The following is a 20,409-nucleotide window of genomic DNA, read 5'->3' on the forward strand; positions in this document are numbered from 1 at the left end:
GGCCACCCGTTGCCCACCTCCTCGATCCCGGGTTGATGCGGGATCGAGGGTGGAGCAGCACCGGTTCAGTCCCGGGACATCGGTCGGCGTGTCGTGAACCGGTGAACGTTCATGGCCACCGCACTAGATCGGCTCCTTGGCGGGTTCGGTCGCGTCCTCCCGCAGCCGGAAGCGTTGCAACTTGCCCGTGGCCGTGCGCGGCAGTTCGGCCACGAACTCCACCCGCCGCGGGTACTTGTAGGGGGCGATGGTGGCCTTGACGTGGTCCTGGATCGCCGCGGCGGTGGCGGCGTCGGCGGTCGCGCCCTCGCGCAGCACCACGAACGCCGTCACGAGCTGGCCGCGTGCCGCGTCCGGGGTGCCGACGACGGCGCAGTCGACGACGTCGGGGTGCAGCACCACCGCCTGCTCGACCTCGGGGCCGGCGATGTTGTACCCGGAGGAGACGATCATGTCGTCGCTGCGGGCGTGGTACCAGAAGTAGCCGTCGGCGTCGCGGGAGAAGGTATCGCCGGTGATGTTCCAGCCGTCCTGGACGTAGACGCGCTGGCGGCGGTCGTCGAGGTAGCGGCAGCCCGTCGGGCCCTTGACGGCCAGCCGCCCCGGCGTGCCGTCGGGGACCTCGCGGCCCTGCTCGTCGAGGATCCGCGCGACGTAGCCGGGCACGGCCCGGCCGGTGGCGCCGGGGCGGATGTCGTCGTCGGCGGCGGAGATGAACACGTGCAGCATCTCGGTCGAGCCGATGCCGTCGATCAGCGCGACACCGGTGGCCTCGTGGAACTGCCGCCAGGTCGACTCGCCCAGGTGCTCGCCTGCCGACACCGCCCGGCGCAGCGTGGCCAGCCGGGCCACCTCGCCGGAGGCGATCATGGCGCGGTAGGCCGTCGGGGCGGTCGAGCACACCGTCACGCGGTGCTCCTCGATGTGGCGGGCCAGCTCGGCCGGGGTCGCCTTCTCGATCAGCAGCGTGCTGGCCCCGGCGCGCAGCGGGAACACCACGAGCCCGCCGAGGCCGAAGGTGAACGCGACCGGCGGGGTACCGGTGAAGACGTCGTCGGGCCGGGGCTTGAGGACGTGGGCGGAGAACGTGTCGGCGATGGCGAGCACGTCGCGGTGGAGGTGCATGGTCGCCTTCGGGCGGCCGGTCGTGCCGGAGGTGAAGGCCAGCAGCGCGACGTCGTCGGCCGCGGTGGCGACGTCGTCGAACTCGACGGGGTGGCCCGCGGTGCGGGCGGCGAGGTCGTCGTCGGACGCACCGCCGAAGGGCACCGTCGGCACGCCGAGGGCGGCGTCGTCGAGGTCGGCGAGGAACCGGTGGTCGCACAGGGCCACGCCGATCCGGGCGATGTCGTGGATCTCGCGCAACTCCCGCCCGCGCAGCATCGGCATCGTGGCCACGGCGACCGCGCCGGCCTTGAGCACGCCGAACCAGCAGGCCACCAGCCACGGGGTGTTCGGCCCGCGCAGCAGCACGCGGGTGCCCGGGACGACGCCGAGGTCGGCGGTGAGCACGTGGGCGATGCGGTCGGCGGTGGCGCGCAGCTGGTCGTAGGTCCAGGTCGGGGCGCCGGGCGCGAGCAGGCACGGCCGGTCGCCGCCGTGCTCGGCGATGGTGTCGTCGAGCAGGGCGGTGGCGCAGTTGAGGCGCTCGGGGTAGCGCAGCCACGGCTCGTCGAGCAGCAGCTCGGGCCACTGGTCCCGGGGCGGGAGGTGCTCGCGGCAGAACGGGTCGACGTGAGCTGTCGAGGTCATCGCGCTCCCTCCTCCGGAGGTGATCACGATATTGCGCCTTCATGACGACAGTCAATCGGCCGATACACGTAGTCGCCTGGGCGATCTTGTGCCTTGCTGCGCCGACCGGTTGGCGGGCACGATCGCCGGGCAGCTGTTCGCGGCGTCCGACCCCGGGGAGCCCCCATGTCCGTCCTGTCCGCCGTGCTCGACGCGGTCCGCTCCGGCGCCGTCGAAGTCGTCGACCTCACCACCCCGCTGCAGGAGTCGACGCCGATCCTGCGGTTGCCCGAGCCGTTCGGGAACACCCGGCAGTTCCAGCTCGAGGAGATCAGCCGCTACGACGACCGCGGCCCGGCCTGGTACTGGAACGACATCCACACCGGCGAGCACACGGGCACCCACGTCGACGCCCCGGTGCACTGGGTCACCGGCAAGGACGGCCCCGACGTCTCGCAGGCCCCGATGCGCACCCTGGTCGCGCCGGCCGCGGTGATCGACAAGAGCGCCCAGGCCGCGGCCGACCCCGACTTCCTGCTGGAGGTCGAGCACGTCCGGGCCTGGGAGGGTGAGCACGGCCCGCTGCCCGACGGCGGCTGGCTGCTCTACCGGACCGGCTGGGAGGCCCGCGGCGAGGACGCGGCCGCCTTCCTCAACGCCGACGAGGACGGCCCGCACACGCCGGGCGTGTCCGCCGAGTGCGCGCGCTGGCTGGCCGAGGAGTCCCCGCTGACCGGCTTCGGCGTGGAGACCGTGGGCACCGACGCGGGCGCCGCGGGCGGTTTCGACCCGCCGTTCGCCTGCCACCACTTCCTGCTCGGCGCGGGCAAGTGGGGCCTCACCAGCCTGCGCAACCTCGGGCGGCTGCCGGCGACGGGGGCGCTGCTGGTGGTCTCGCCGCTGCCGATCGTGGGCGGCTCGGGGAGCCCGGCGCGGGTGCTGGCGCTGGTCGAGCGGTGACCACGACGGTCGCCGACGCCGTCGGGACGCTGCTGGGCCGGCTCGGCGTCGGCCACGCGTTCGGCGTCGTGGGCAGCGGCAACTTCCACGCCACCAACGCCCTGCGCGCGGCGGGCGTGCCGTTCACCGCGGCCCGGCACGAGGGCGGCGCCGCGACCATGGCCGACGCGTTCGCCCGCACGTCGGGTCGGGTGGCGGTGCTGTCGGTGCACCAGGGCCCCGGCCTGACCAACGCCGTCACCGGCATCACCGAGGCCGCCAAGAGCCGCACCCCGCTGCTCGTGCTGGCCGCCGACGGCGCGGGCTCGGCCGTGCGCTCCAACTTCCGCATCGACCAGGACGCGTTGGTCCGCTCGGTCGGCGCGGTGTCCGAGCGGGTGCACTCGGCGGAGTCGGCGGTGGCCGACGTCCTGCGCGCCGTCGGCACGGTCCGGCAGCGGCGCACCGTCGTGCTGAACCTCCCGCTCGACGTCCAGGCCCAGCCGTGCCCGCTGCCCGACGCCGTGCCGGAGCCGCCGTCGTGGCTGCCGGTGCGGCCGGCCGCGTCCGCGGTCGAGGCCCTCGCCCGGCTGATCGACGGGGCCGCCCGGCCGGTGTTCCTGGCCGGGCGCGGTGCCCGCGCCGCCCGCGCCGAACTGGAGGCACTCGCCGAGCGGTGCGGGGCGCTGGTGGCGACGTCCGCGGTCGCGAACGGCCTGTTCGCGGGCTCGCCCTGGTCGCTGGGCATCTCCGGCGGCTTCGCCACCCCGCTGGCCGCCGAGGTGATCACCGCCGCCGACCTGGTGGTGGCCTGGGGCGCGTCGATGACGATGTGGACCACCCGGCACGGCGCCCTCATCGGGCCGGACGCGACGGTCGTGCAGGTCGACGACACCGCCGAGGCCCTGGGCGCCAACCGGCCGGTCGACCTGGCCGTCCTCGGCGACGTCGCCGAGACCGCCCGCGACGTCGCCGCCGTCGTGCGCGGCGGCACCGGCTACCGCTCCCGCACCCTGCACGACCGGATAGCCGCCGAGGGCCGCTGGGCCGCGCTCCCGCTGCCCGCCGAACCCGACCCGGCCGACGACCGCATCGACCCTCGGCTGCTCTCCGCCGAACTGGACGCCCTGCTGCCCGCCGAGCGCACCCTCGCCGTCGACTCCGGCAACTTCATGGGCTACCCCAGCGGCTACCTCGCCGTCCCCGACGAGGCGGGCTTCTGCTTCACCCAGGCCTTCCAGTCCATCGGCCTGGGTCTGGCCACCGCGATCGGCGCCGCGCTGGCCCGCCCCGACCGCCTCCCCGTCGCCGCCCTCGGCGACGGCGGCTTCACCATGGGCGTCTCCGAGCTGGAGACGCTCGTCCGACTGGGCATCGGGATGCTGGTCGTGGTCTACGACGACGCCGGCTACGGCGCCGAGTTCCACCACTTCGCCGACGACGACCACACCACGGTCCGCTTCCCCGACACCGACCTCGCCGCACTGGCCGCCGGGTTCGGCTGCGACACCGCCACCGTCCGCCGACCCGAGGACCTCGACGCGGTGGCGACGTGGCTGGCCGGCCCGCGCGACCGCCCGATGGTGGTCGACGCGAAGGTCCGCTCCGACGAGCCCTCGTGGTGGCTCGCCGAAGCCTTCCGCGGCCACTGATCCCCTTTCCGGTCGAGAACGAACCTGTCGTCGTTTGGACCGGTCCAAAACGACGACAAGTTCGTTCTCGACGTGCACCGGCACACCTGGTCGAGCGCCCATCCCGACCCGTTCGGGCCGGACATCGAGGCGTGGGTGCGCGCGGAGATCACCCCGTCGTTGTTCTGGACCGGTCCACACCGCAACATCGTCGTTCTCCACGGAACGGGGCCGGTGGTCACGAGCCCCGCTCGTGCCTTCCCCGGAACTCGTCGCCCGGGCGGCACTCGCCGCCGGCGGCGTTCCGGGTGGCCGCGGGTGCGGGTGGCGTGGGACTGCTGGTCTTGTGAAGCGCACTCGGCTGGGGGATGTGAGCCACCGGCGGGCGTTACCGTCGGCGCCGTGATCGTTCCCGCCGACGTCTTCCGCGACCGTTCCGTGCTGCACGGTGAGCACGTGCGGCTGGAACCCCTGGGCCCGGCGGTGCTGGAGGACTACCTGCGCGCACTCGACGATCCGGAGGTGCGGCGCTCGACCGGCTCGCACACCGTGGCCGACCGGACCACCGTCGAACGCTGGCTCGCGTCCCGCCACGAGCACCACGACCGCGCCGACTGGGCCGTGGTGCGGGCGGCGGACGGGGCGTTCCTCGGCGAAGCGGTGCTCAACGACCTCGACCCGGACAACGGCTCGTGCAACTTCCGGATCCTGCTCGGCGGGCCGCACCAGGGCCGGGGCTACGGCACCGAAGCGGTCCGGCTGGCCGTCGGGGAGGCGTTCGCGCGCGGGTTGCACCGGGTGTCGCTCGGGGTGTTCGAGTTCAACGCGCGCGCTCAACGCGTCTACGAGAAGTGCGGGTTCGTCGTGGAGGGTCGTTGCCGCGACGTGCTGCACTGGGACGGGCGGTGGCACGACGAGATCGTGATGTCGGTGCTGGCCGGGGAGCTGCGCCGACCGGCGCGCCGAGCCGGCGGTGCGCTGCCGGCTCGGCGTTCCCAGGTGGCGCGTGGTCGGGGTGGCGGGATTTGAACCCACGGCCCCTCGCTCCCAAAGCGAGTGCGCTACCAAGCTGCGCCACACCCCGTGCCCTGCGCGCGTGAGCCTAGCGTGTGCCCACCCGCGGCACCGCCCGGATAGTCGGATCGGCAGCACGCCCCGCCTCCCCTCGGCTGGGGCGTGCTGCCTCGCGGGCCGGGTCCCCGCCCGGCCTGGTCCGTGGTCAGGCGGAGGCGAGTGCCTCCACCGGGGGGAGGTGGGAGGCGCGCACGGCCGGGTAGAGGCCGGCCAGCGCGCCGACGGCGACGGTGGTCAGCAGGCCGCCCGCCCAGGCGTACGCCGGCACCGTCGCCGGCCAGCCCTGGCCCATCGCGTACGCCGTGGTGACGGCGGCGCCGAGCAGCACCCCGAACAGACCGCCGAGGCCGGAGAGGACGACCGCTTCGGCGACGAACTGGTCGCGGACGTGCTTGCGGGTGGCGCCGAGGGCGCGGCGCAGACCGATCTCGGCGCGGCGCTCCAGCACCGCGATCACCATCGTGTTGGCCACGCCGACCCCGCCCACCAGCAGGGCGACGGCGCCGACGCCGAGCAGCAGGCCGGTGAACGCGGAGTCGGCGGCGGCCTGGGCGGCGAGGGCGTCCGACGGCCTGCTGACCTCGACCTCCTGCGGGTCCTCCGGGTTGGCCGTGGCCGCCAGCACCGCGGCGACGGCCTCCACGGCGTCCTCGGCGGACCGCTCGTACACGGTGGTCGGGTGCCCGTCGAAGCCCAGCAGCTGCTCGGCCACCGGCCAGCCGACCAGGGCCGCGGTGTCCAGCTCGGGGGCCAGCGGGGCCGGGGCCAGCACCCCGACGACGGTGAACCACCGCTCGCCCAGCCAGACCTGCGCGCCGGGGGCGGCGGTGGTCCGGGCGGCCGCGTCGGCGCCGAGCACGACCGCCGGGTACTCGGCGGTGGCCGCGTTCAGCCAGGTCCCGGTGGCGACCTCGGCGCCGACCGTGTCGAGCAGGTCGAGCCGGGCCGCCAGCACCGCGAGCCCACCGGTCTGGGCGGGCGGGACGTGGTCGGTGCGGTAGACGCGGGCGTCGACGACGCCGGTGGCCGAGGCCGCGGTCACCGGACCGATGCGCCCCACCATCGCCACCGCGTCCCGCGGCAGCTGCGCGTCCTCGCCGAGCAGCGTGCGCCCCGGCCCGGCGGTCAGCAGGTCGGTGCCCAGCCGGTCGAGGGTGGCGTCGAGCTGCGCCCGGCTCGACGCCGAGATGCCCAGCACCGCGACCATCGCGGCGATGCCGATGGCGATGCCCACCGCCGACAGCACCGCGCGCACCGGCCGCGCCCGCAGCCCGTCGACCGCGATCCGGGCGGTGTCGGCCGGTCCCAACCGGGCGCTCACGGCCCGCCTCCTTCCGATACCGCGGCGAGCAGCCGGGGTGGGCCGCCCTCGTCGGCGACCACCAGTCCGTCGCGCATCCGCACCCGCCGCGGCAGCCCGTCGGCCAGCTCCCGGTCGTGGGTGATGACGACGACGGTGGTGCCCTCGGCGTTGAGCTCCCGCAGCAGCGCCATCACCTCGGCGCCGGAGGCCGAGTCGAGGTTGCCGGTCGGCTCGTCGGCCAGCACGAGCGCCGGGTCGCCGACGACCGCCCTGGCGATGGCCACCCGCTGGCGCTCCCCGCCGGACAGCTCGTGCGGGCGGTGCCCGAGCCGGTGCCCGAGCCCCACCCGCTCCAGCACGCGGGCCGCCCGTCCGCGCCGCCGCCGCGCCGCCATCCCGGTGTAGAGCAGGCCGTCGGCCACCAGGGACAGCGCCGCGACGCCGCGGGTCAGGTGGAACTGCTGGAACACGAAGCCGATCCGGTCGGCGCGCAGCTCGGCCAGCTCGCGGTCGGGCAGCGCCGACACGTCGCGGCCGTCCACCCGGACGGTGCCGGACGTGGGTCGGTCCAGCGTGCCGGCCAGGTGCAGCAGCGTCGACTTGCCCGACCCGGACGGCCCGACCACCGCCACCAGCTCGCCGGCCCGGATCCGCAGCGACACCCCTCGCAGCGCCGCGACTCCTCCCGGGTAGCCGCGGTGCACGTCGGTCAGCTCGACGACGGCCCGCGGTGACCCGCTCGCGCTGTCGATCATCGCGCCGGCACCCCGACCTCCGCGCCCTCGGCGATCCCGGCCCCGCTGACCTCGACCTTCCCGTCGGAGAACACCCCGGTCTGCACGGCGACGACCCGGGCGGCACCGCCCTCGACGACCTCCAGCCCGTAGCCGCCCTCGGCCAGCGCGAGCAGCGCCGCGACCGGCACGGCGAGCACGTCGGGCGCGCTGCCTGCGGTCACCGTGACGGTGACCGGGGCCTGGTCGAACGCGGCCGCCGCGGCCGGGTCGGCCACGTCGACCACGACCGGGACGGTTGCCGGGTCGCTCGGCCCGGGCTGGCCGTCGTCGGGCGGCTGCTCGGCCGCGGCGCCGACCTCGCGGATGGTGCCGGGCACCACGGTGCCGCCCGGGAGCTCCACCTCGACCGCGGTCCCGGGAGCGACGATCTCGCGGTCGGGGACCTCGACGTCCATGTCGACCTGGCGGGCGGTGCCGGTGACGCCGAGCACCGGGCCGCCGCCGACCTGGTCGCCGACCTGCGCGGACACCTCCGACACCCGCACGTCGGCGGGCGCGAACACCACCCGCCCGAGCTCGACCCGCCCGGTCTCGTCGACGCCGAGGTCCTCCTGCCACTCGCGCACGGCCGTCGCGGTGGCCGAGGTGAACTCGTCGTCGACGGTGAAGCCGGTGTGGCCCAGCGCGGCCAGGTTCTCCTCCAGCTGGGCCACGTCCGCGCCCTCGTCGCCGCTGCGCAGGTCGCGGTAGGCGGGCACCGCGCCGAGCATCAGCACCACCGGCTCGGTGTCGACGGCGAACAGCGCCTCGCCGCGGTGCACCACCGTGCCCGCGGCGGCGACCGAGGTGAGCGTGCCCGGCCCGCGCGCGCTCACCTGCCGCGCCTCGCCGAAGCCCAGGGTCCCCTCGATCTCCTCGGTCTCGGTGAGCGTGGTGCGCACGACGGTCGCCGTGTCCGGCGGGGCGGCCGCGGCGGGCGGGGCGGCTCCGCCCCGTCCCGCGCCGACGACCAGCAGCGCGACCAGGCCGACGGTCACCGCGGCGAGCGCGCCGACCCCGATCCGGCCGCGGGTGGTCACGACCCACCCCCGGCCGACCTGCCGCCCGGCGGCTCGGGCCGCAGGTCGTCGCAGGCGGCCTCGGCCGCCTTGAACTCCTCGCTGTCCATGTCGATCCCCGAGTCCCGGGTGATCATCAGGCCGCCGTCGGGCTGCGGGTCCGGGAAGCCGGGCAGCCCGTTGTCGCGCATGCACTGGGCGAACGCGCGCAGCTGCTCGCTCGCCGCCGCGTCGGGCTTCTCGCCACCACCGGGCGCGTACTGCTCGCAGGCCTCCTGGGCCGCCTCGAGCGTCGCCTCGTCGCCGCGCCTGCCGCGGACCTCGATCCGGCCGTCCACCGGGTCGGCCATGTCGACGCCGTTGTCGCGCATGCACTGGGCGAACTGGCGCCCTCGCTCGTCGTTGTCCGCGGAAGGCTCCGGGCCCGCGTCCGCGTCCGCGGCCCCCGTCGCCGGGGCGCCGGCCGAAGCGACGCCGTCGCCGCCGGTGGCGGCGCAGCCGGCCAGTACCAGCAGCGACAGCAGCAGGGTGAGCAGCGCGGCGGCGGTACCGGCGCGGCGGTCCCCCACCCGGGGGATCCGGGTCATGTCCCGCCCCCGGCGACGGCGATGGTGATGCCGACGCCACCGGCGCGGGCCTCGGCGACCTCGCCCACGATCACGTCGCCGCCGCTGCCGACGATCACCGGTCCGTCACCGGGCGGCACGGGCAGCAGGTCCTTGCATGCCTCGACGGCCTCCTCCGACCCCGGCAGCGGGGTCGCGACGTGCGCCTCACCGGCCGCGGGACGCGGGGCGCCCGGCGGCGGAGGCGTCCCGGGGCCGGCTTCCCCTCGCTGGTGCAGCACGCGACCCCCGACCGCGCCCGCCTCCTCGACGTGGCCCAGGACGATCCCACCGGCCCCCGGGCCGGGTCCGGGGAGGTCGACGCCGTGGTCGGAGAGGCACTCGTGGAACTCCTCGAACCGCTCCCGCAGCGCCGGGTCCAGCTCGACGGCCCTGCCGCGCGCGGGGGCGAAGGCGGCGCAGGCCTCCAGCGCGTCGTCGAACGCCGCCTTCTCGTCCGGCCCGATCTCGATGTGCACCGAGCCGTCGGCCTCGGCCGGGTCGGGCAGGTCGACGCCGTTGTCGCGCAGGCACTGGGCGAACTGCCGGATCCGTTCCTCCTGGTCGTCGGAGGGGTCGGGGTCGGTCATCGGGGCCAGCGTCGGCGCGGCGGGGGCCGCGGCCGCGACGGCGCCCCCTCCGCCCACGAGCAGCAGGAGCGGGACGGCCGCGGTGATGAACAGGGTGCGTCTCATGGGGGCCACGACACCGCGGCGGCGATAAGACGGCGATCAGCGGAACCGCTTATGGCGGCCTTATCGGCGACCCGGGCAGGATCGACGTCGTGCGCGTGCTGGTGGTCGAGGACGAGGAACTGCTGGCCGACGCCGTCGCCGAGGGGCTGCGACGGGAGGCGATGGCGGTCGACATCGCGCTCGACGGCCACGCGGCGAGCCGGTCGATCGCGACCAACGACTACGACGTCGTCGTGCTCGACCGCGACCTCCCGGGCATCCACGGCGACGAGCTGTGCCGCACGCTCGTCGACGCGGGCACCGCCCGGGTCCTCATGCTGACCGCGGCCGCCGCCGTCCCCGACCGCGTCTGCGGGCTGGCCATCGGCGCCGACGACTACCTGACCAAGCCGTTCGCGTTCGCCGAGCTGGTGGCCCGGATCCGGGCGCTGGCGCGGCGACCGCGGGAGGTCATCCCGCCGGTGCTCACCCGCGGCGACGTCCGGCTCGACCCGCACCGCCGGGAGGTCTTCCGCGCCGGCCACTACGTGCGGCTGACCCGCAAGGAGTTCGGCGTGCTGGAGGAGCTGCTGCGGGCGAGCGGGGGAGCGGTGAGCACCGAGCGGCTGCTGGAGAAGGTGTGGGACGAGCACACCGACCCGTTCACCAACGTCGTGCGGGTGACGGTGATGACGCTGCGCCGCAAGCTGGGCGACCCGCCGCTCGTGCGGACCGTGCCCGGCGTCGGCTACCAGGTGCCGTGATGGGCAGGCTGTCGATCCGGGTGCGGCTGACCGCCCTCTACGGCGTCATGTTCTTCGCCGCCGGGGCGGTCGTGATCCTGGCCGGCTACCTGCTGGTCAGCAACATCCTCAACGACCGCCTGGGCCCGTCGGGCACCGCCCGCGTGCTGAGCAGCGCCCCGGTGGGTGAGCGGCCGGCGCAGGTGCTGGTCAGCGGGATCCCGCCGGGGATGGCCTTCCACGAGCTGGAGGCCGGCATCACCGCCGACCAGCTCATCCTCCGCGACGACACGCTCAGCTCGCTGCTCACCCAGTCGCTGGTGGCGCTGGCACTGGTCGGCGCGCTGGCCATCGGCTCGGGCTGGTGGATGGCCGGGCGGGCGCTGAGCCCGCTGCACCAGATCACCGCGACCGCCCGGCGGATCGCCGACGACCGCGGCCTGCACGAGCGGATCGCCCTCGGCGGCCCGGCCGACGAGCTGCGCGAGCTCGCCGACACCTTCGACGCGATGCTGGAACGGCTGGGCCGGGCCTTCGACGGCCAGCGCACGTTCGTCGCCAACGCCTCGCACGAGCTGCGCACCCCGCTGGCGATCAACCGCACCCTGATCGAGGTGGCCAGCACCCGCCCGGGCGCGCCCCGCGAGCTGCGCGACCTCGGCGAGACGCTGCTGGCCGTCAACGCCCGCCACGAGCGGCTGATCGACGGCCTGCTGCTGCTGGCCCGCAGCGAGGCCGCGCCACCCGACCGGCTCCCCGTCGACCTCGACGAGATCACCGAGCACGTCGAGGCCCGGTCGGCCGCCGCGGCCGCGGCCGCCGGGGTCGACCTGGTCCGCTCCGCGACGCCCGCCCCCACCACCGGCGACCCGGTGCTGCTGGAGCGGGTCGTGGAGAACCTCGTGGACAACGCCGTGCGCTACAACCGCGAGGGCGGGCGCGTCGAGGTGTCCGCGGGCTCGGCGGGCAGCCGCAGCTGGGTCAGCGTGTCGAACACCGGCCCGGTCGTGCCCGACTACGTGGTCCCGGCCCTGTTCGAGCCGTTCCGCCGCACGCGCGACCGCACCGCAGCGTCCGGCTCCGGGCTCGGGCTCTCGATCGTCGCGGCGGTGGTGCGCGCGCACGGCGGCACCGTGACCGCCCGCGCCCGCCCGGGCGGCGGGCTGGCCGTGCGGGTGGAGCTGCCGCGCTCGGTCGTCACGAGCGCCCGCGGGCGTCCGGCGCTGCCGCAACCGGCCGGTTAGGGCGTCGGGACCAGCGCCCGGCGCCACTGGTCCGCGACGACCCGGCGGAGCCGTTCGGTGGGGACGGCGGCGGGGTCGAGCTGGTGCTGCAGGCCGATGCCGCGGAGCTGGCCCAGCACCGCGACGGCGACGTCGTGCGGGTCGAGGTCGGCGCGGATCGTGCCGGCCGCGACGCCCGCGGCCACGTCGGCCCGCAGGTCGGTGCGGAAGTGCTCGTCGCGCTCGCGGAAGGTCTCGGCGAGGTCGGGCGAGGTCGTCGCCTCGGCCCAGAGCAGCAGGAACGCCCGGCTCATCGTCCGGAGGCCGCCCAGCGCGGCGATGTAGCCGTCGATCAGGTGCAGCAGCCGGTCGAGACCGGGTTCGTGCGGCGCCTCGGGCACGAACCCGGACTGGCTGGCCTTGGCGAGCGCGTCGACCAGCGCCTTCTTCGACCCGAAGTGGTGGGTGACGATCCCGCGGCTGTAGCCGGCCCGTTCCCCGACCCGGGCCAGGGTCAGGGCCTGCACACCGCCCTCGACGACCAGCTCCGCGGCGGCGCGCAGGAGCGCGGAGCCGGTCTGCTCGCGGCGTTCGGCCTGGGTGCGTCGGGAGGTGCGGGCGACCATGGGAGAGACCGTATCAGCAACTTGCGTGTTGTATAGCAAATATGTACGGTCGAACCATCGCCACGAGGAGGAACACGATGATCGGTGCTGGAGCCCACGACAGAGAGAGGGGTGCGAGCGTGCCCGCGGTGTTCGTGCACGGCAACCCCGAGACCGCGGCCGTCTGGGGGCCGCTGCTCGCCGAGCTGGGCCGCGAGGACGTGGTCCGGCTGTCCCCGCCCGGGTTCGGCGCGCCGCTCCCGGCGGGCTTCGGCGCGACGGTGACCGACTACCGCGACTGGCTGGTCGACGAGCTCGCGGCGATCGGGGAGCCGGTCGACCTGGTCGGGCACGACTGGGGCGGCGGGCACGTGGTGGCCGCCGTCGCCGCCCGCCCGGAGCTGGTCCGCAGCTGGGTCAGCGATGCCGTCGGGTTGTTCGACCCGGACTACGAGTGGCACGCGCTGGCGCAGGTCTGGCAACGGCCGGGGGAGGGGGAGGCGGCGGTCGAGGCCGACCTCGGGACCCGCGCGGCGCGGTCCGGACGGCTCGTCGAGCGCGGCTTCCCTGCGGACCTGGCCGCGGAGATCGCCGCAGGCCAGGGCCCGGAGCTGGGGCGGGCGATCCTGACGCTCTACCGGTCGGCCGTCCAGCCGGTGATGGCGGAGCTGGGTCGCGACCTCGGCGGCGCCGCCCGCCGCCCGGGCCTGGCCGTGCTGGCCGGGCAGGACGTCGTCGGCGGATCCGACGAGCAGCGCAGGCGGACGGCCGCCCGCGCCGGCGCGCGCGTGGCGGAGCTGCCCGGGCTCGGCCACTGGTGGATGGTGCAGGACCCGGCGGCCGGCGCGCGCACGCTCACCGACTTCTGGTCGACGCTGCCCGCGGCCCGGTGAGCGTCCCGCGGATCAGCCGGCCACCCGGGTCCGCGTCGTGATCTGCGGGGCGTCCTCGTCGCCGAGCACGCCGGGCTCGATCTCGGCGGTGCAGAGCTTGCAGCGGGTGGCGTGATCGCCACGAACTCCTCGCAGAAGGGGCACTCCTGGCTGCCCTGCGCCGTGAAGTTGCCCAGCCCGATCCGCTTGAGCAGCTTGACCAGCCCGAACAGCACCAGCGCCGGCAGCAGGAAGTTGACCAGCACGGTGAGGAACGCGCCGTAGCGGATCTCGGCGTCGTTGACGGTGAACACCAGGCCGGAGAAGTCGGGCCAGCCGAAGATCGCCGCCACGAACCGCATGATCACGTCGCCGGCGGGGCTGTCGACCAACCCGGCGAACGCCGTCCCGACGATGAACCCGAGCGCCAGGTCCAGCACGTTGCCGCCCAGCGTGAACACCTTGAACTCGTCCCACATGCTCCGCACGCCGCGATTGTGGGGAGGAGGACGCGGGTGGTGCGGTACGAGCGCGGCACGGAGGGGTGGTCGTGGGTGGGATTCAGCCCTGCTCGACGAAGCTCCTGCGATCGTTGTCCAGGCAGGCCTGCATCCGCTGGGCCTGGCCGTTGGTGAACATGAACATCGCGACGTCGTCGACGTAGTCCATGTAGTTCATGAACAGGTCGCCGTTGGGGGCGTTGTCGCAGCTCACGCTGGGGAACCGGGGCCGCCCGGTGTTCTCGCCGGCCTGGTTGGGGGTGTCGTCGACGAAGTCGGACCCGCTGCAGCCGGTGCCGTCGTCGCCCCAGATGTGGCGCAGGTTGAGCCAGTGCCCGACCTCGTGGGTGGCCGTGCGGCCCAGGTCGAACGGCTCGGCGGCCGTCCCGAGCGTGCCGAACGCGGTGTGGGCGATGACGACGCCGTCGGTCTCCGGCGGACCCCCGGGGAACTGCGCGTAACCCAGCAGCCCGCCGGACAGCCGCCCGACCCACAGGTTGAGGTAGCGCTCGCTCGGCCACGCGTCGGCGCCCCCGGTGCCCGCCGACTTGATGCGGTCGTCGTCGGCGAAGGAGGACGCCGTGGTCCGGGTGCGGGTGATGCCGTCGGTCGGACCGCCGTCGGGATCGGTCGTGGCCGGCTCGAACTCGATGCCCGCGTCGGCGACGAGGTCGGCGAAGACCTCCGGGACCTGGTCGACGTCGGGGTTGCGGCGGCGGAAGTCGCGGTTGAGCACCTCGATCTGGGAGCGCACCTGCTCGTCGGAGACGTCCTCCTCCGCCGTGCGGTGCACCACGTGCACCACCACCGGGATGCGCACGACCCCCGCCCGCCGCGCGAGCCCGCGCCGCCGCGCCGTCCACGCCCCGTTCTCGCTGCGGGCCCGGGCGGCGACGTACCCGGGGACGCTGCGCAGCAGGCGCTCGTGCACGGGTGCGGTGCCGCAGGTGCGCACGGTGGGCGGTCCGGCCTGGGTCATCGGTCGTCCCCCTGGCCGGGCTGGTCGGGCCGCCCGAGCTCCAGGCGGTCCGGGGCCAGCGCGACGATGTCGAACACGTCGCCGTGGTCGAGCACGAGGCGCCCGCCGTCGACCCCCCACCGCCCCGACGTCCACTCGCGCCGGTCGGCAGGCCCCACCCGCCCCACCCGCGCCCCGCCGTCCGGCTCCAGGCGCAGCGCCTCCCGGGGCCGCCGCGCCGGGGGGAACGGGTAGTCGTCGCGGCGGTAGACCAGCGTGCGGTCGCCGTCCTCCTCGAACGAGTGGGCCCACTCGCCCACCAGCTCACTGCGCTCATCGGCACTCATGCGACACCCCGTCCCTCGACACGGTCCACGGACGAACGGCGCGACCGGTTCGCGCCGGGCCCGGGACGGCGGTGGGCGGTAGCCGGGGTGGGCCGGACGCCGGGTAGACTCGGCCAGGCTCCACGCGTGGGGCGTCGCGGGCGTAGCTCAATGGTAGAGCCCCAGTCTTCCAAACTGGCTACGCGGGTTCGATTCCCGTCGCCCGCTCCAGCTCTGACCAGCAACAACGGCTGCCGACCCAGTCACCGGGACGGCGGCCATCGTCGTTCGTGCCAGATTCGTGCCAGATCAGTCGGCGGCGGCCTCCTCGCCGACCGCCCGCGCCTCCTCGATCATCAGGTTCAGCGCCTCGGCGATCCGCTGGTCCCGCTCGCTCGTGGCGTGCTGGTAGATCATCGCTGCGCGGGCTGAGCCGTGGCCGATCCGCGACATGACCTCCTTCAACGTCGCTCCGGTCTGCGCGGCCAGGGTGCCGCCCGTGTGCCGCAGATCGTGCAGGTGCAGGGCGGGATTCGCTCCGGAGCGGTCAGTCGGTAGGGGGATGCGCGGCCAGGAAGCGCTGCGCGCGCCGCGCTTCGCGTTCGATGAACGGCGCGGCCCCGACCAGGAAGACGACCCAGACGATCGTGAACGCGCCGCGCCACGCCGACGGGGACGAGATCCACTGGGCCGCCGTGTTGAGGCACAGGCCGACGGACATGAGCACGAGCCAGCGCTGGCCCACCACCCGCAGGGCGAGATTGCGGGTCAGGGGCAGCCGGGCCGGGTCGGCCGGGCGCAGCCCGCGGACCTGGGCCAGCAGGTCCTTGCGCTGCGCGCGGCTCAGCGCCAGGTGCGGAGCCCGCCATCCGCCCGCGCGGCGCATGGCGCGCCACAAGAACACCATGGCGACGACGACCACCGCCAGACCGGCGAAGGAGAGGACCATCGCGATGGTCTCCTGCGCGGCGGACGACCCCGACCTCCGCGGCGAGGAGCTGTCGGGGAACACCAGCGCCGTCACGATGCCCGCCGCGCCGGCCACCAGCACGGCGCCCACGGCGAGCAGGAGGCGCCGCCGGAACCGCTTCCGGGCCTGCGCGTCCGGTCGTCCCCCCAGCAACGACTCGGCCTGCGCCAGCCGCGCCTCGTCGCTCGCGGATCCCGACTCCACGATCGCTACCTTTTCACGCCGGGGGACGTCCTGTGTGCTGCGGGCTTCGCGTGAGGCGGGGCACTCGAACGGCCCGATCGACGCCATCGGCGGTGCCTGGGTACGTGCCAGATGTGTGCCAGATGGGTCGGGTGCTGGCGGGGTACGGGGGGAGCCGCAGGGACGCGAGACGTCCTCACTCGCCACTGTGTCTGTGCAGGTCGGCTCGTCTACCGCCGCCCCTCGCTTCCAAACTGGCTACGCGGGTTCGATTCCCGTCGCCCGCTCCAACTCTGACCAGCGGTGATGCCGCGGCAAGATCGTCAGCGGCGGTGCCGACCGCGCCGTGGCGGGTCGTCACCGAGGCCTGATCCCGCCCGGGCCCAGGGCAGCGCGAGACCGGGAGCTGCGCGACCCAGGCAACCGCAACCGGCCGGCCAATCCGGACCACGGCCCGGTTTCGTGGGCAAGGCCCGCCCTGTTCACCGACGTCCCCGACGCCACGCTGGCAGACCGAGTGCCGCCCAGACGCGATCCAGCACTCGGTCGCGTCGGGCCGGGTCGACCGGTCCCGATTCCTCGAGCCTCGCGATGATCATGCCGTTGACGACGACGTCCAACGTGTCGGTGACGACGTCGGGATCCGGGACGCCGGACTCCGCGACGAAGCCGCGCATGAGCGTGTCCCACCATCTGTTGAACCCATCCAGTTCCGCTCGCAGCACCGGCTCGGCGGGGGCGGCGATCAGCAGGGCCAGCCAGAAGCGGCGTACCTGGTCGTTCAGGTCCGCGGCCGCCCAGCGCACCAGGGCCTGCAGACCGGCCGCGCCGGACAGGCCCGTGACGGCTGCCTCGGCCTCGGTCTTGCGCGTGGCGATCTCCCGCTGCACGGCATGGCGGAGCAACTCGTCTCTACCGGCGATGTAGTGGGTGACCGCAGAGGTGGACCCGCCGACCCGTTCGGCGACGGCACGGATGGTCACGGCGGTGAAGCCGCGGTCGGCGGCGATGGCGAGCACCGCGTCGCTCACGGCGTCACGTCGGGCTGCGTGGTCGACCTGGCGGGGCATGCGCTCAGCGTACCTTGTAATGCAACGGACGTTGTGCAACTGTTGTTGCATGATCGTGGTGGTCATCGGTGCGGGCTTTGCCGGGCTCGCGGCGGCCCGGGAGTTGCGCCGCAAGGGCGTCGACGTGACGGTGTTGGAAGCGGCGCAGCGGGTGGGCGGGCGCGCACAGACCGTCCGATCGGCCATGGGCTCGGCGGTGGACCTGGGCGGTGTGTGGATCGGCCGGGACCACGCTCGGATGGCGGAACTCGCCCTCGAACACGACGTGCGCACCTTCGCCACGCCCACACGGGGCAAGCGCGTGTTCCTGGACGGCGGCAGGGTCACCAGGTCGTTCCTGACCACTCTCGTCACCGGCGCTGCCCTGCTGCGCCTCTCCATGAGGGGCGCCCGAGGACGACCACACGACGATCGCCGACTGGCTGGCCAGGGTCCCGCACCGAGCGGCACGTGCCCGATTGGAAGTGGTCGTCGCGGAAGCCCTCGCGGCCGATGCCGACCAGGTGTCCCTGCACGCGTTCACCACGGCGGTCCGGGTTTCGGGTGGGCTCAGATCGATGTTCGGCGTCGAAGGCGGCGCGCAGGAGTCGCTGCTCACGGGAGGCGCCGGGGCGCTCGCCGAACGGATGGCCGCCGACCTCGACATCCACCTGGCCCGGCCGGCGACCGCGATCACCCGCACCCCGGGCCACGTCGTGGTCGACACCCCGAGCGGCCGGATCCGCGCGGACAACGCCATCGTGGCCGTGCCGCCCCCGGTCGCCGCAGACATCCGACACGCCCCGCCGCTCCCCGCGGACCGCGCCGCGCGCAACACCATCATGGGCACCGTCTACAAGGCAGTCGCCGTCTACGACACCCCGTACTGGCGCGCGACCGGGCGCAGCGGCGAGGTCATCGCCATCAACGCACTGGTCCCGATGATCTTCGACGTCTCACCTCCGGACGGCCCCGGCCACCTCGCCGCGCTCGTCCCCGGCCACCGCGCCCGCGCCCTCGCCGCGATGATCCCGGAGGAACGACGGAACACCGTGCTGGGCACCGCCGCCCACGCGCTGGGCGCCCCCGCCAACCACCCGGTGGATTGGCACGAGAAGGCGTGGCAGGAGGACCCGCACGTCCGCGGCGGCTACTCGGCGCTTCCCCGCGTAGGCGCTCTCGCCACACTCACCGCGCCGCCGACACCTGCGGGCCGGGTCCACTGGGCGGGCGCGGAGACGGCCCGGACCTGGACCGGGTACCTGGAGGGTGCAGTCGAGTCCGGGCTGCGCGCGGCCCGCGAAGTCTTGGCGACGCTGTCTTAGCTCGATCTTCAACCGGTGCGCTGTCGTCGGCCTGTGGCGGTGCCGTCACCTGCCACGAGTCCTTCGATGATCGGAGGTTGGCGGGGCACTCCGCACCCTGCTCGGCGGACCCGCCTCCCGGACCGAGCGGTTCACCTCCGGCGTCGCGGACCTGGAGCCGGCGAGCAGGCGGAGATCTACTACGTGGTCCGGGGCGAGCTGGTGCTCGCGCTGGACGGAGTGGAGCACCCGCTGCGCGCCGGGTCGGCGGTGTTCATCCCCGGCGGCGTGACGCACGGTGTCCGGAACGCCGGGAGCACGGCGGCGCGGTTGTTCTCCACCTCGGCGGCCGGTTCCTTCGACGAGGTGAGTGCGTGTTCGTGGGGTGGGTGCCCCGGCTGACCCGCGCGCCCGCAACCGCCATCTCGCCGGAGCCGAGCGCCTCTGATCGCTGCGCTGGAGCAGGGTCGGGTCGATCCGGCACGAGTCGGGCCCGTGCCCCGGCTCCGCGGCGATCAGCCTGCGGGGATGACGTCGAGCTCGGGGAGCTCACGGGCGTCCTCGACGAGCACCCCGTCGAGCTGCCCGTCGCGGAGCAACCGGTCGATGGTGGTGCCCAGGACGGTGGTCAGGACGGTGTGCATCCGCATCGGGGGGATCGGGCCGGTGCCGGAGAGGCCCTGAACGGGCCAGGCGACGAAGTAGTGGGCCGGGTCGCCGAAGGCGTTGTGCCCGGCTCCGGTGATCGTCGCGATCGTGCTCGGCGGGGTCGCGGCTCGTCGCCGGCTCAACCAGTCGAGGTACTCGGCCGGCTGCCCCTCCCCGGCGCATGGGGTGACGGCGGCGCAGCCGGCGTCCGCGGCGAGGAGCAGTTCGGGCTTGGTCGGCGCGCCGGTGGGGAGGGCGGGTTGCGGGCCGTCCAGGTTGGTCGACCCGACGCATCGCGGGGTGAGCTCGCAGGCCAGAACGGCCGCGCCGCCGCCGAGGGAGTGCCCGATGAACACCGTGCGGTCCTCCTGCACGTCGAGGCCGGCGACGAGTGGGGCGGTGGTGAGGGCAGCGTGGAGGGCGACGATGTCGGTGGCCTCCTGCTGGAGCAGCGCGTCGATCTCGTCCGGGGCCGGCGGGGCGGAGGCGGTCGGGGTCGTGCGGGGCTGCCCGTCGACGACCCGGGCCGGGGTGCTCGGCGGGACGAGGACCGCGACGACGTGGCCGCGGCTCGCGAGCTCCTCGCCCAGCGCGCTGTACATCCACGGCGCGTTCTCGTAGCCGGGGGCGAGCACGACGACCGGGTGCGGGCCGGGTGCGGGAACGGCGTCGCGGCGCGCGGACGGCCGCACGGCGTCGACGTCCTGCAGCAACCAGCCGAGGCCGATCGTGGGTGGCAGCGAACCCGGGCCGGACCAGCCCTCGGGGACGTACTCGGCGGGTGCGGCGGTGCCCGCGGTTCGGGGGTCGGCGGGGTACCAGATCCAGGCGGCGCGGCGCGCCTCGGCTGTGGTCGTGCCGGCCGCGTCGACGGTGGTGATGACCCGTCCCACCGGGTGCGGGCCGCTGGGTGTGGGCAGCGCCAGGGGTCGGGAGCGCAGGAACCCGACCACGACCAGGTACCCCAGCAGCAGCGCGACGACCAGGAGCACCGCGACTCCCACGCGTCGGCGGACCCGGCGTCGCACCTCGATCGCCGACATGGTGCCTCCCGACTCGACCGCTTCCACTTCCCGTATTATTACCAATAGTGGGAACGCTGGTCCAGGTGCGGGTCCGTGCGATCCTGCGGCCGGGGTGAAGGGGGTGCGCGGTGGATGACGTGCACGGCTTCGCGTTCGTCCGGCACGGCGACGGGCGTGCGTACCGGTTCCACCGGGAAGGGGGCCGAGGGGTACCGCTACGCCCTCGTCGTAGATGAGTGATCATCCGGATG

22 protein-coding genes, 2 tRNA genes and 2 pseudogenes are annotated in these 20,409 nt (G+C 74.8%); 10 read left to right on the forward strand and 16 right to left on the reverse strand.

Annotation, left to right across the window (positions count from 1 at the left end):
• Positions 1-123: 123 nt before the first annotated feature.
• The gene (locus tag KDL28_RS15750) at positions 124-1,752 is read right to left on the reverse strand and encodes an AMP-binding protein (protein WP_252439257.1); all 1,629 of its coding nucleotides are present in this window, start codon (positions 1,750-1,752) and stop codon (positions 124-126) included.
• A gap of 165 nt (positions 1,753-1,917) precedes the next feature.
• On the opposite strand from KDL28_RS15750, the gene KDL28_RS15755 reads away from it, so the two are divergent.
• From KDL28_RS15755 to KDL28_RS15765, 3 genes are all read left to right on the forward strand, one after another.
• Positions 1,918-2,691, forward strand: a complete 774-nt coding sequence (locus KDL28_RS15755; protein ID WP_252439259.1) for a cyclase family protein — start codon at positions 1,918-1,920, stop codon at positions 2,689-2,691.
• Positions 2,688-4,322: a thiamine pyrophosphate-binding protein gene (locus KDL28_RS15760; RefSeq protein ID WP_252439261.1), complete on the forward strand. Its 1,635-nt coding sequence runs from the start codon at positions 2,688-2,690 to the stop codon at positions 4,320-4,322. The genes KDL28_RS15755 and KDL28_RS15760 overlap by 4 nt, the downstream gene beginning before the upstream one ends.
• Positions 4,323-4,703: 381 nt before the next feature.
• Entirely contained in the window at positions 4,704-5,330 is a 627-nt protein-coding gene (locus tag KDL28_RS15765) for a GNAT family N-acetyltransferase (protein WP_252439263.1), read from the forward strand.
• Here KDL28_RS15765 and KDL28_RS15770 read toward each other — a convergent pair.
• From KDL28_RS15770 to KDL28_RS15795, 6 genes are all read right to left on the reverse strand, one after another.
• A tRNA-Pro gene (locus KDL28_RS15770) sits at positions 5,309-5,385 on the reverse strand. The two genes, KDL28_RS15765 and KDL28_RS15770, sit on opposite strands and share 22 nt — an antisense overlap.
• 135 nt (positions 5,386-5,520) lie before the next feature.
• Positions 5,521-6,696, reverse strand: coding sequence for an ABC transporter permease (locus KDL28_RS15775; RefSeq protein WP_252439265.1), 1,176 nt, complete (start codon positions 6,694-6,696; stop codon positions 5,521-5,523).
• Positions 6,693-7,433 (reverse strand): ABC transporter ATP-binding protein, encoded by a 741-nt coding sequence (locus KDL28_RS15780; protein WP_252439267.1) that lies wholly within the window; start codon positions 7,431-7,433, stop codon positions 6,693-6,695. The genes KDL28_RS15775 and KDL28_RS15780 overlap by 4 nt, the downstream gene beginning before the upstream one ends.
• Positions 7,430-8,494 (reverse strand): peptidoglycan-binding protein, encoded by a 1,065-nt coding sequence (locus KDL28_RS15785; RefSeq protein WP_252439269.1) that lies wholly within the window; start codon positions 8,492-8,494, stop codon positions 7,430-7,432. Before KDL28_RS15785 ends, KDL28_RS15780 begins: the two co-directional genes overlap by 4 nt.
• Complete coding sequence (locus KDL28_RS15790) at positions 8,491-9,060, reverse strand: hypothetical protein (RefSeq protein ID WP_252439271.1); 570 nt, start codon at positions 9,058-9,060, stop codon at positions 8,491-8,493. The genes KDL28_RS15785 and KDL28_RS15790 overlap by 4 nt, the downstream gene beginning before the upstream one ends.
• The gene (locus KDL28_RS15795) at positions 9,057-9,773 is read right to left on the reverse strand and encodes a hypothetical protein (RefSeq protein WP_252439273.1); all 717 of its coding nucleotides are present in this window, start codon (positions 9,771-9,773) and stop codon (positions 9,057-9,059) included. The genes KDL28_RS15790 and KDL28_RS15795 overlap by 4 nt, the downstream gene beginning before the upstream one ends.
• An 89-nt stretch (positions 9,774-9,862) precedes the next feature.
• On the opposite strand from KDL28_RS15795, the gene KDL28_RS15800 reads away from it, so the two are divergent.
• Entirely contained in the window at positions 9,863-10,516 is a 654-nt protein-coding gene (locus tag KDL28_RS15800) for a response regulator transcription factor (protein ID WP_252439275.1), read from the forward strand.
• Positions 10,516-11,739 carry a sensor histidine kinase gene (locus KDL28_RS15805; RefSeq protein WP_252439277.1) on the forward strand — a complete coding sequence of 408 codons (1,224 nt, stop codon included), beginning with the start codon at positions 10,516-10,518 and terminating at the stop codon, positions 11,737-11,739. Before KDL28_RS15800 ends, KDL28_RS15805 begins: the two co-directional genes overlap by 1 nt.
• Here the strand turns inward: KDL28_RS15805 and KDL28_RS15810 are convergent.
• Positions 11,736-12,344 (reverse strand): TetR/AcrR family transcriptional regulator, encoded by a 609-nt coding sequence (locus KDL28_RS15810; RefSeq protein ID WP_252439279.1) that lies wholly within the window; start codon positions 12,342-12,344, stop codon positions 11,736-11,738. The genes KDL28_RS15805 and KDL28_RS15810 overlap by 4 nt on opposite strands.
• Positions 12,345-12,463: 119 nt before the next feature.
• On the opposite strand from KDL28_RS15810, the gene KDL28_RS15815 reads away from it, so the two are divergent.
• The gene (locus KDL28_RS15815; RefSeq protein ID WP_252439281.1) at positions 12,464-13,216 is read left to right on the forward strand and encodes an alpha/beta fold hydrolase; all 753 of its coding nucleotides are present in this window, start codon (positions 12,464-12,466) and stop codon (positions 13,214-13,216) included.
• 12 nt (positions 13,217-13,228) lie between these two features.
• Here KDL28_RS15815 and KDL28_RS40450 read toward each other — a convergent pair whose 3' ends face one another.
• From KDL28_RS40450 to KDL28_RS15825, 4 genes and pseudogenes are all read right to left on the reverse strand, one after another.
• Positions 13,229-13,360, reverse strand: coding sequence for a hypothetical protein (locus KDL28_RS40450; RefSeq protein ID WP_256501761.1), 132 nt, complete (start codon positions 13,358-13,360; stop codon positions 13,229-13,231).
• A gap of 53 nt (positions 13,361-13,413) precedes the next feature.
• A pseudogene (locus KDL28_RS42125) lies at positions 13,414-13,674 on the reverse strand (MscL family protein); the annotation flags it as partial.
• A gap of 82 nt (positions 13,675-13,756) precedes the next feature.
• On the reverse strand, positions 13,757-14,674 hold the full coding sequence (locus KDL28_RS15820) for a zinc metalloprotease (protein ID WP_252439283.1): 918 nt from the start codon (positions 14,672-14,674) through the stop codon (positions 13,757-13,759).
• Positions 14,671-15,000 (reverse strand): hypothetical protein, encoded by a 330-nt coding sequence (locus tag KDL28_RS15825; protein WP_252439284.1) that lies wholly within the window; start codon positions 14,998-15,000, stop codon positions 14,671-14,673. Before KDL28_RS15825 ends, KDL28_RS15820 begins: the two co-directional genes overlap by 4 nt.
• Positions 15,001-15,136: 136 nt before the next feature.
• Here KDL28_RS15825 and KDL28_RS15830 point away from each other — a divergent pair.
• Positions 15,137-15,210, forward strand: a tRNA-Gly gene (locus tag KDL28_RS15830).
• 78 nt (positions 15,211-15,288) lie between these two features.
• Here the strand turns inward: KDL28_RS15830 and KDL28_RS40455 are convergent.
• From KDL28_RS40455 to KDL28_RS15845, 3 genes are all read right to left on the reverse strand, one after another.
• Positions 15,289-15,543, reverse strand: a complete 255-nt coding sequence (locus tag KDL28_RS40455) for a tyrosine-type recombinase/integrase (RefSeq protein WP_308216014.1) — start codon at positions 15,541-15,543, stop codon at positions 15,289-15,291.
• Positions 15,527-16,153, reverse strand: coding sequence for a hypothetical protein (locus KDL28_RS15840; protein ID WP_252439288.1), 627 nt, complete (start codon positions 16,151-16,153; stop codon positions 15,527-15,529). The genes KDL28_RS40455 and KDL28_RS15840 overlap by 17 nt, the downstream gene beginning before the upstream one ends.
• A 461-nt stretch (positions 16,154-16,614) precedes the next feature.
• Positions 16,615-17,163 carry a TetR/AcrR family transcriptional regulator gene (locus KDL28_RS15845; RefSeq protein WP_252439290.1) on the reverse strand — a complete coding sequence of 183 codons (549 nt, stop codon included), beginning with the start codon at positions 17,161-17,163 and terminating at the stop codon, positions 16,615-16,617.
• An 88-nt stretch (positions 17,164-17,251) separates the two neighbouring features.
• Here KDL28_RS15845 and KDL28_RS15850 point away from each other — a divergent pair.
• The 3 genes and pseudogenes from KDL28_RS15850 to KDL28_RS42130 all read left to right on the forward strand — a co-directional run.
• A pseudogene (locus KDL28_RS15850) lies at positions 17,252-17,470 on the forward strand (FAD-dependent oxidoreductase); the annotation flags it as partial.
• A gap of 235 nt (positions 17,471-17,705) precedes the next feature.
• The gene (locus KDL28_RS15855; protein ID WP_372496987.1) at positions 17,706-18,506 is read left to right on the forward strand and encodes a flavin monoamine oxidase family protein; all 801 of its coding nucleotides are present in this window, start codon (positions 17,706-17,708) and stop codon (positions 18,504-18,506) included.
• 66 nt (positions 18,507-18,572) lie between these two features.
• Positions 18,573-18,887, forward strand: coding sequence for a cupin domain-containing protein (locus KDL28_RS42130; protein WP_372496981.1), 315 nt, complete (start codon positions 18,573-18,575; stop codon positions 18,885-18,887).
• A gap of 113 nt (positions 18,888-19,000) precedes the next feature.
• On the opposite strand, the gene KDL28_RS15860 is transcribed toward KDL28_RS42130, so the two are convergent.
• On the reverse strand, positions 19,001-20,176 hold the full coding sequence (locus tag KDL28_RS15860) for an alpha/beta hydrolase (protein ID WP_252439294.1): 1,176 nt from the start codon (positions 20,174-20,176) through the stop codon (positions 19,001-19,003).
• Between the last annotated feature and the right edge of the window lie 233 nt (positions 20,177-20,409).

It is taken from the genome of Pseudonocardia humida (genome assembly GCF_023898865.1).
Taxonomy (GTDB): Bacteria; Actinomycetota; Actinomycetes; order Mycobacteriales; family Pseudonocardiaceae; genus Pseudonocardia; species Pseudonocardia humida.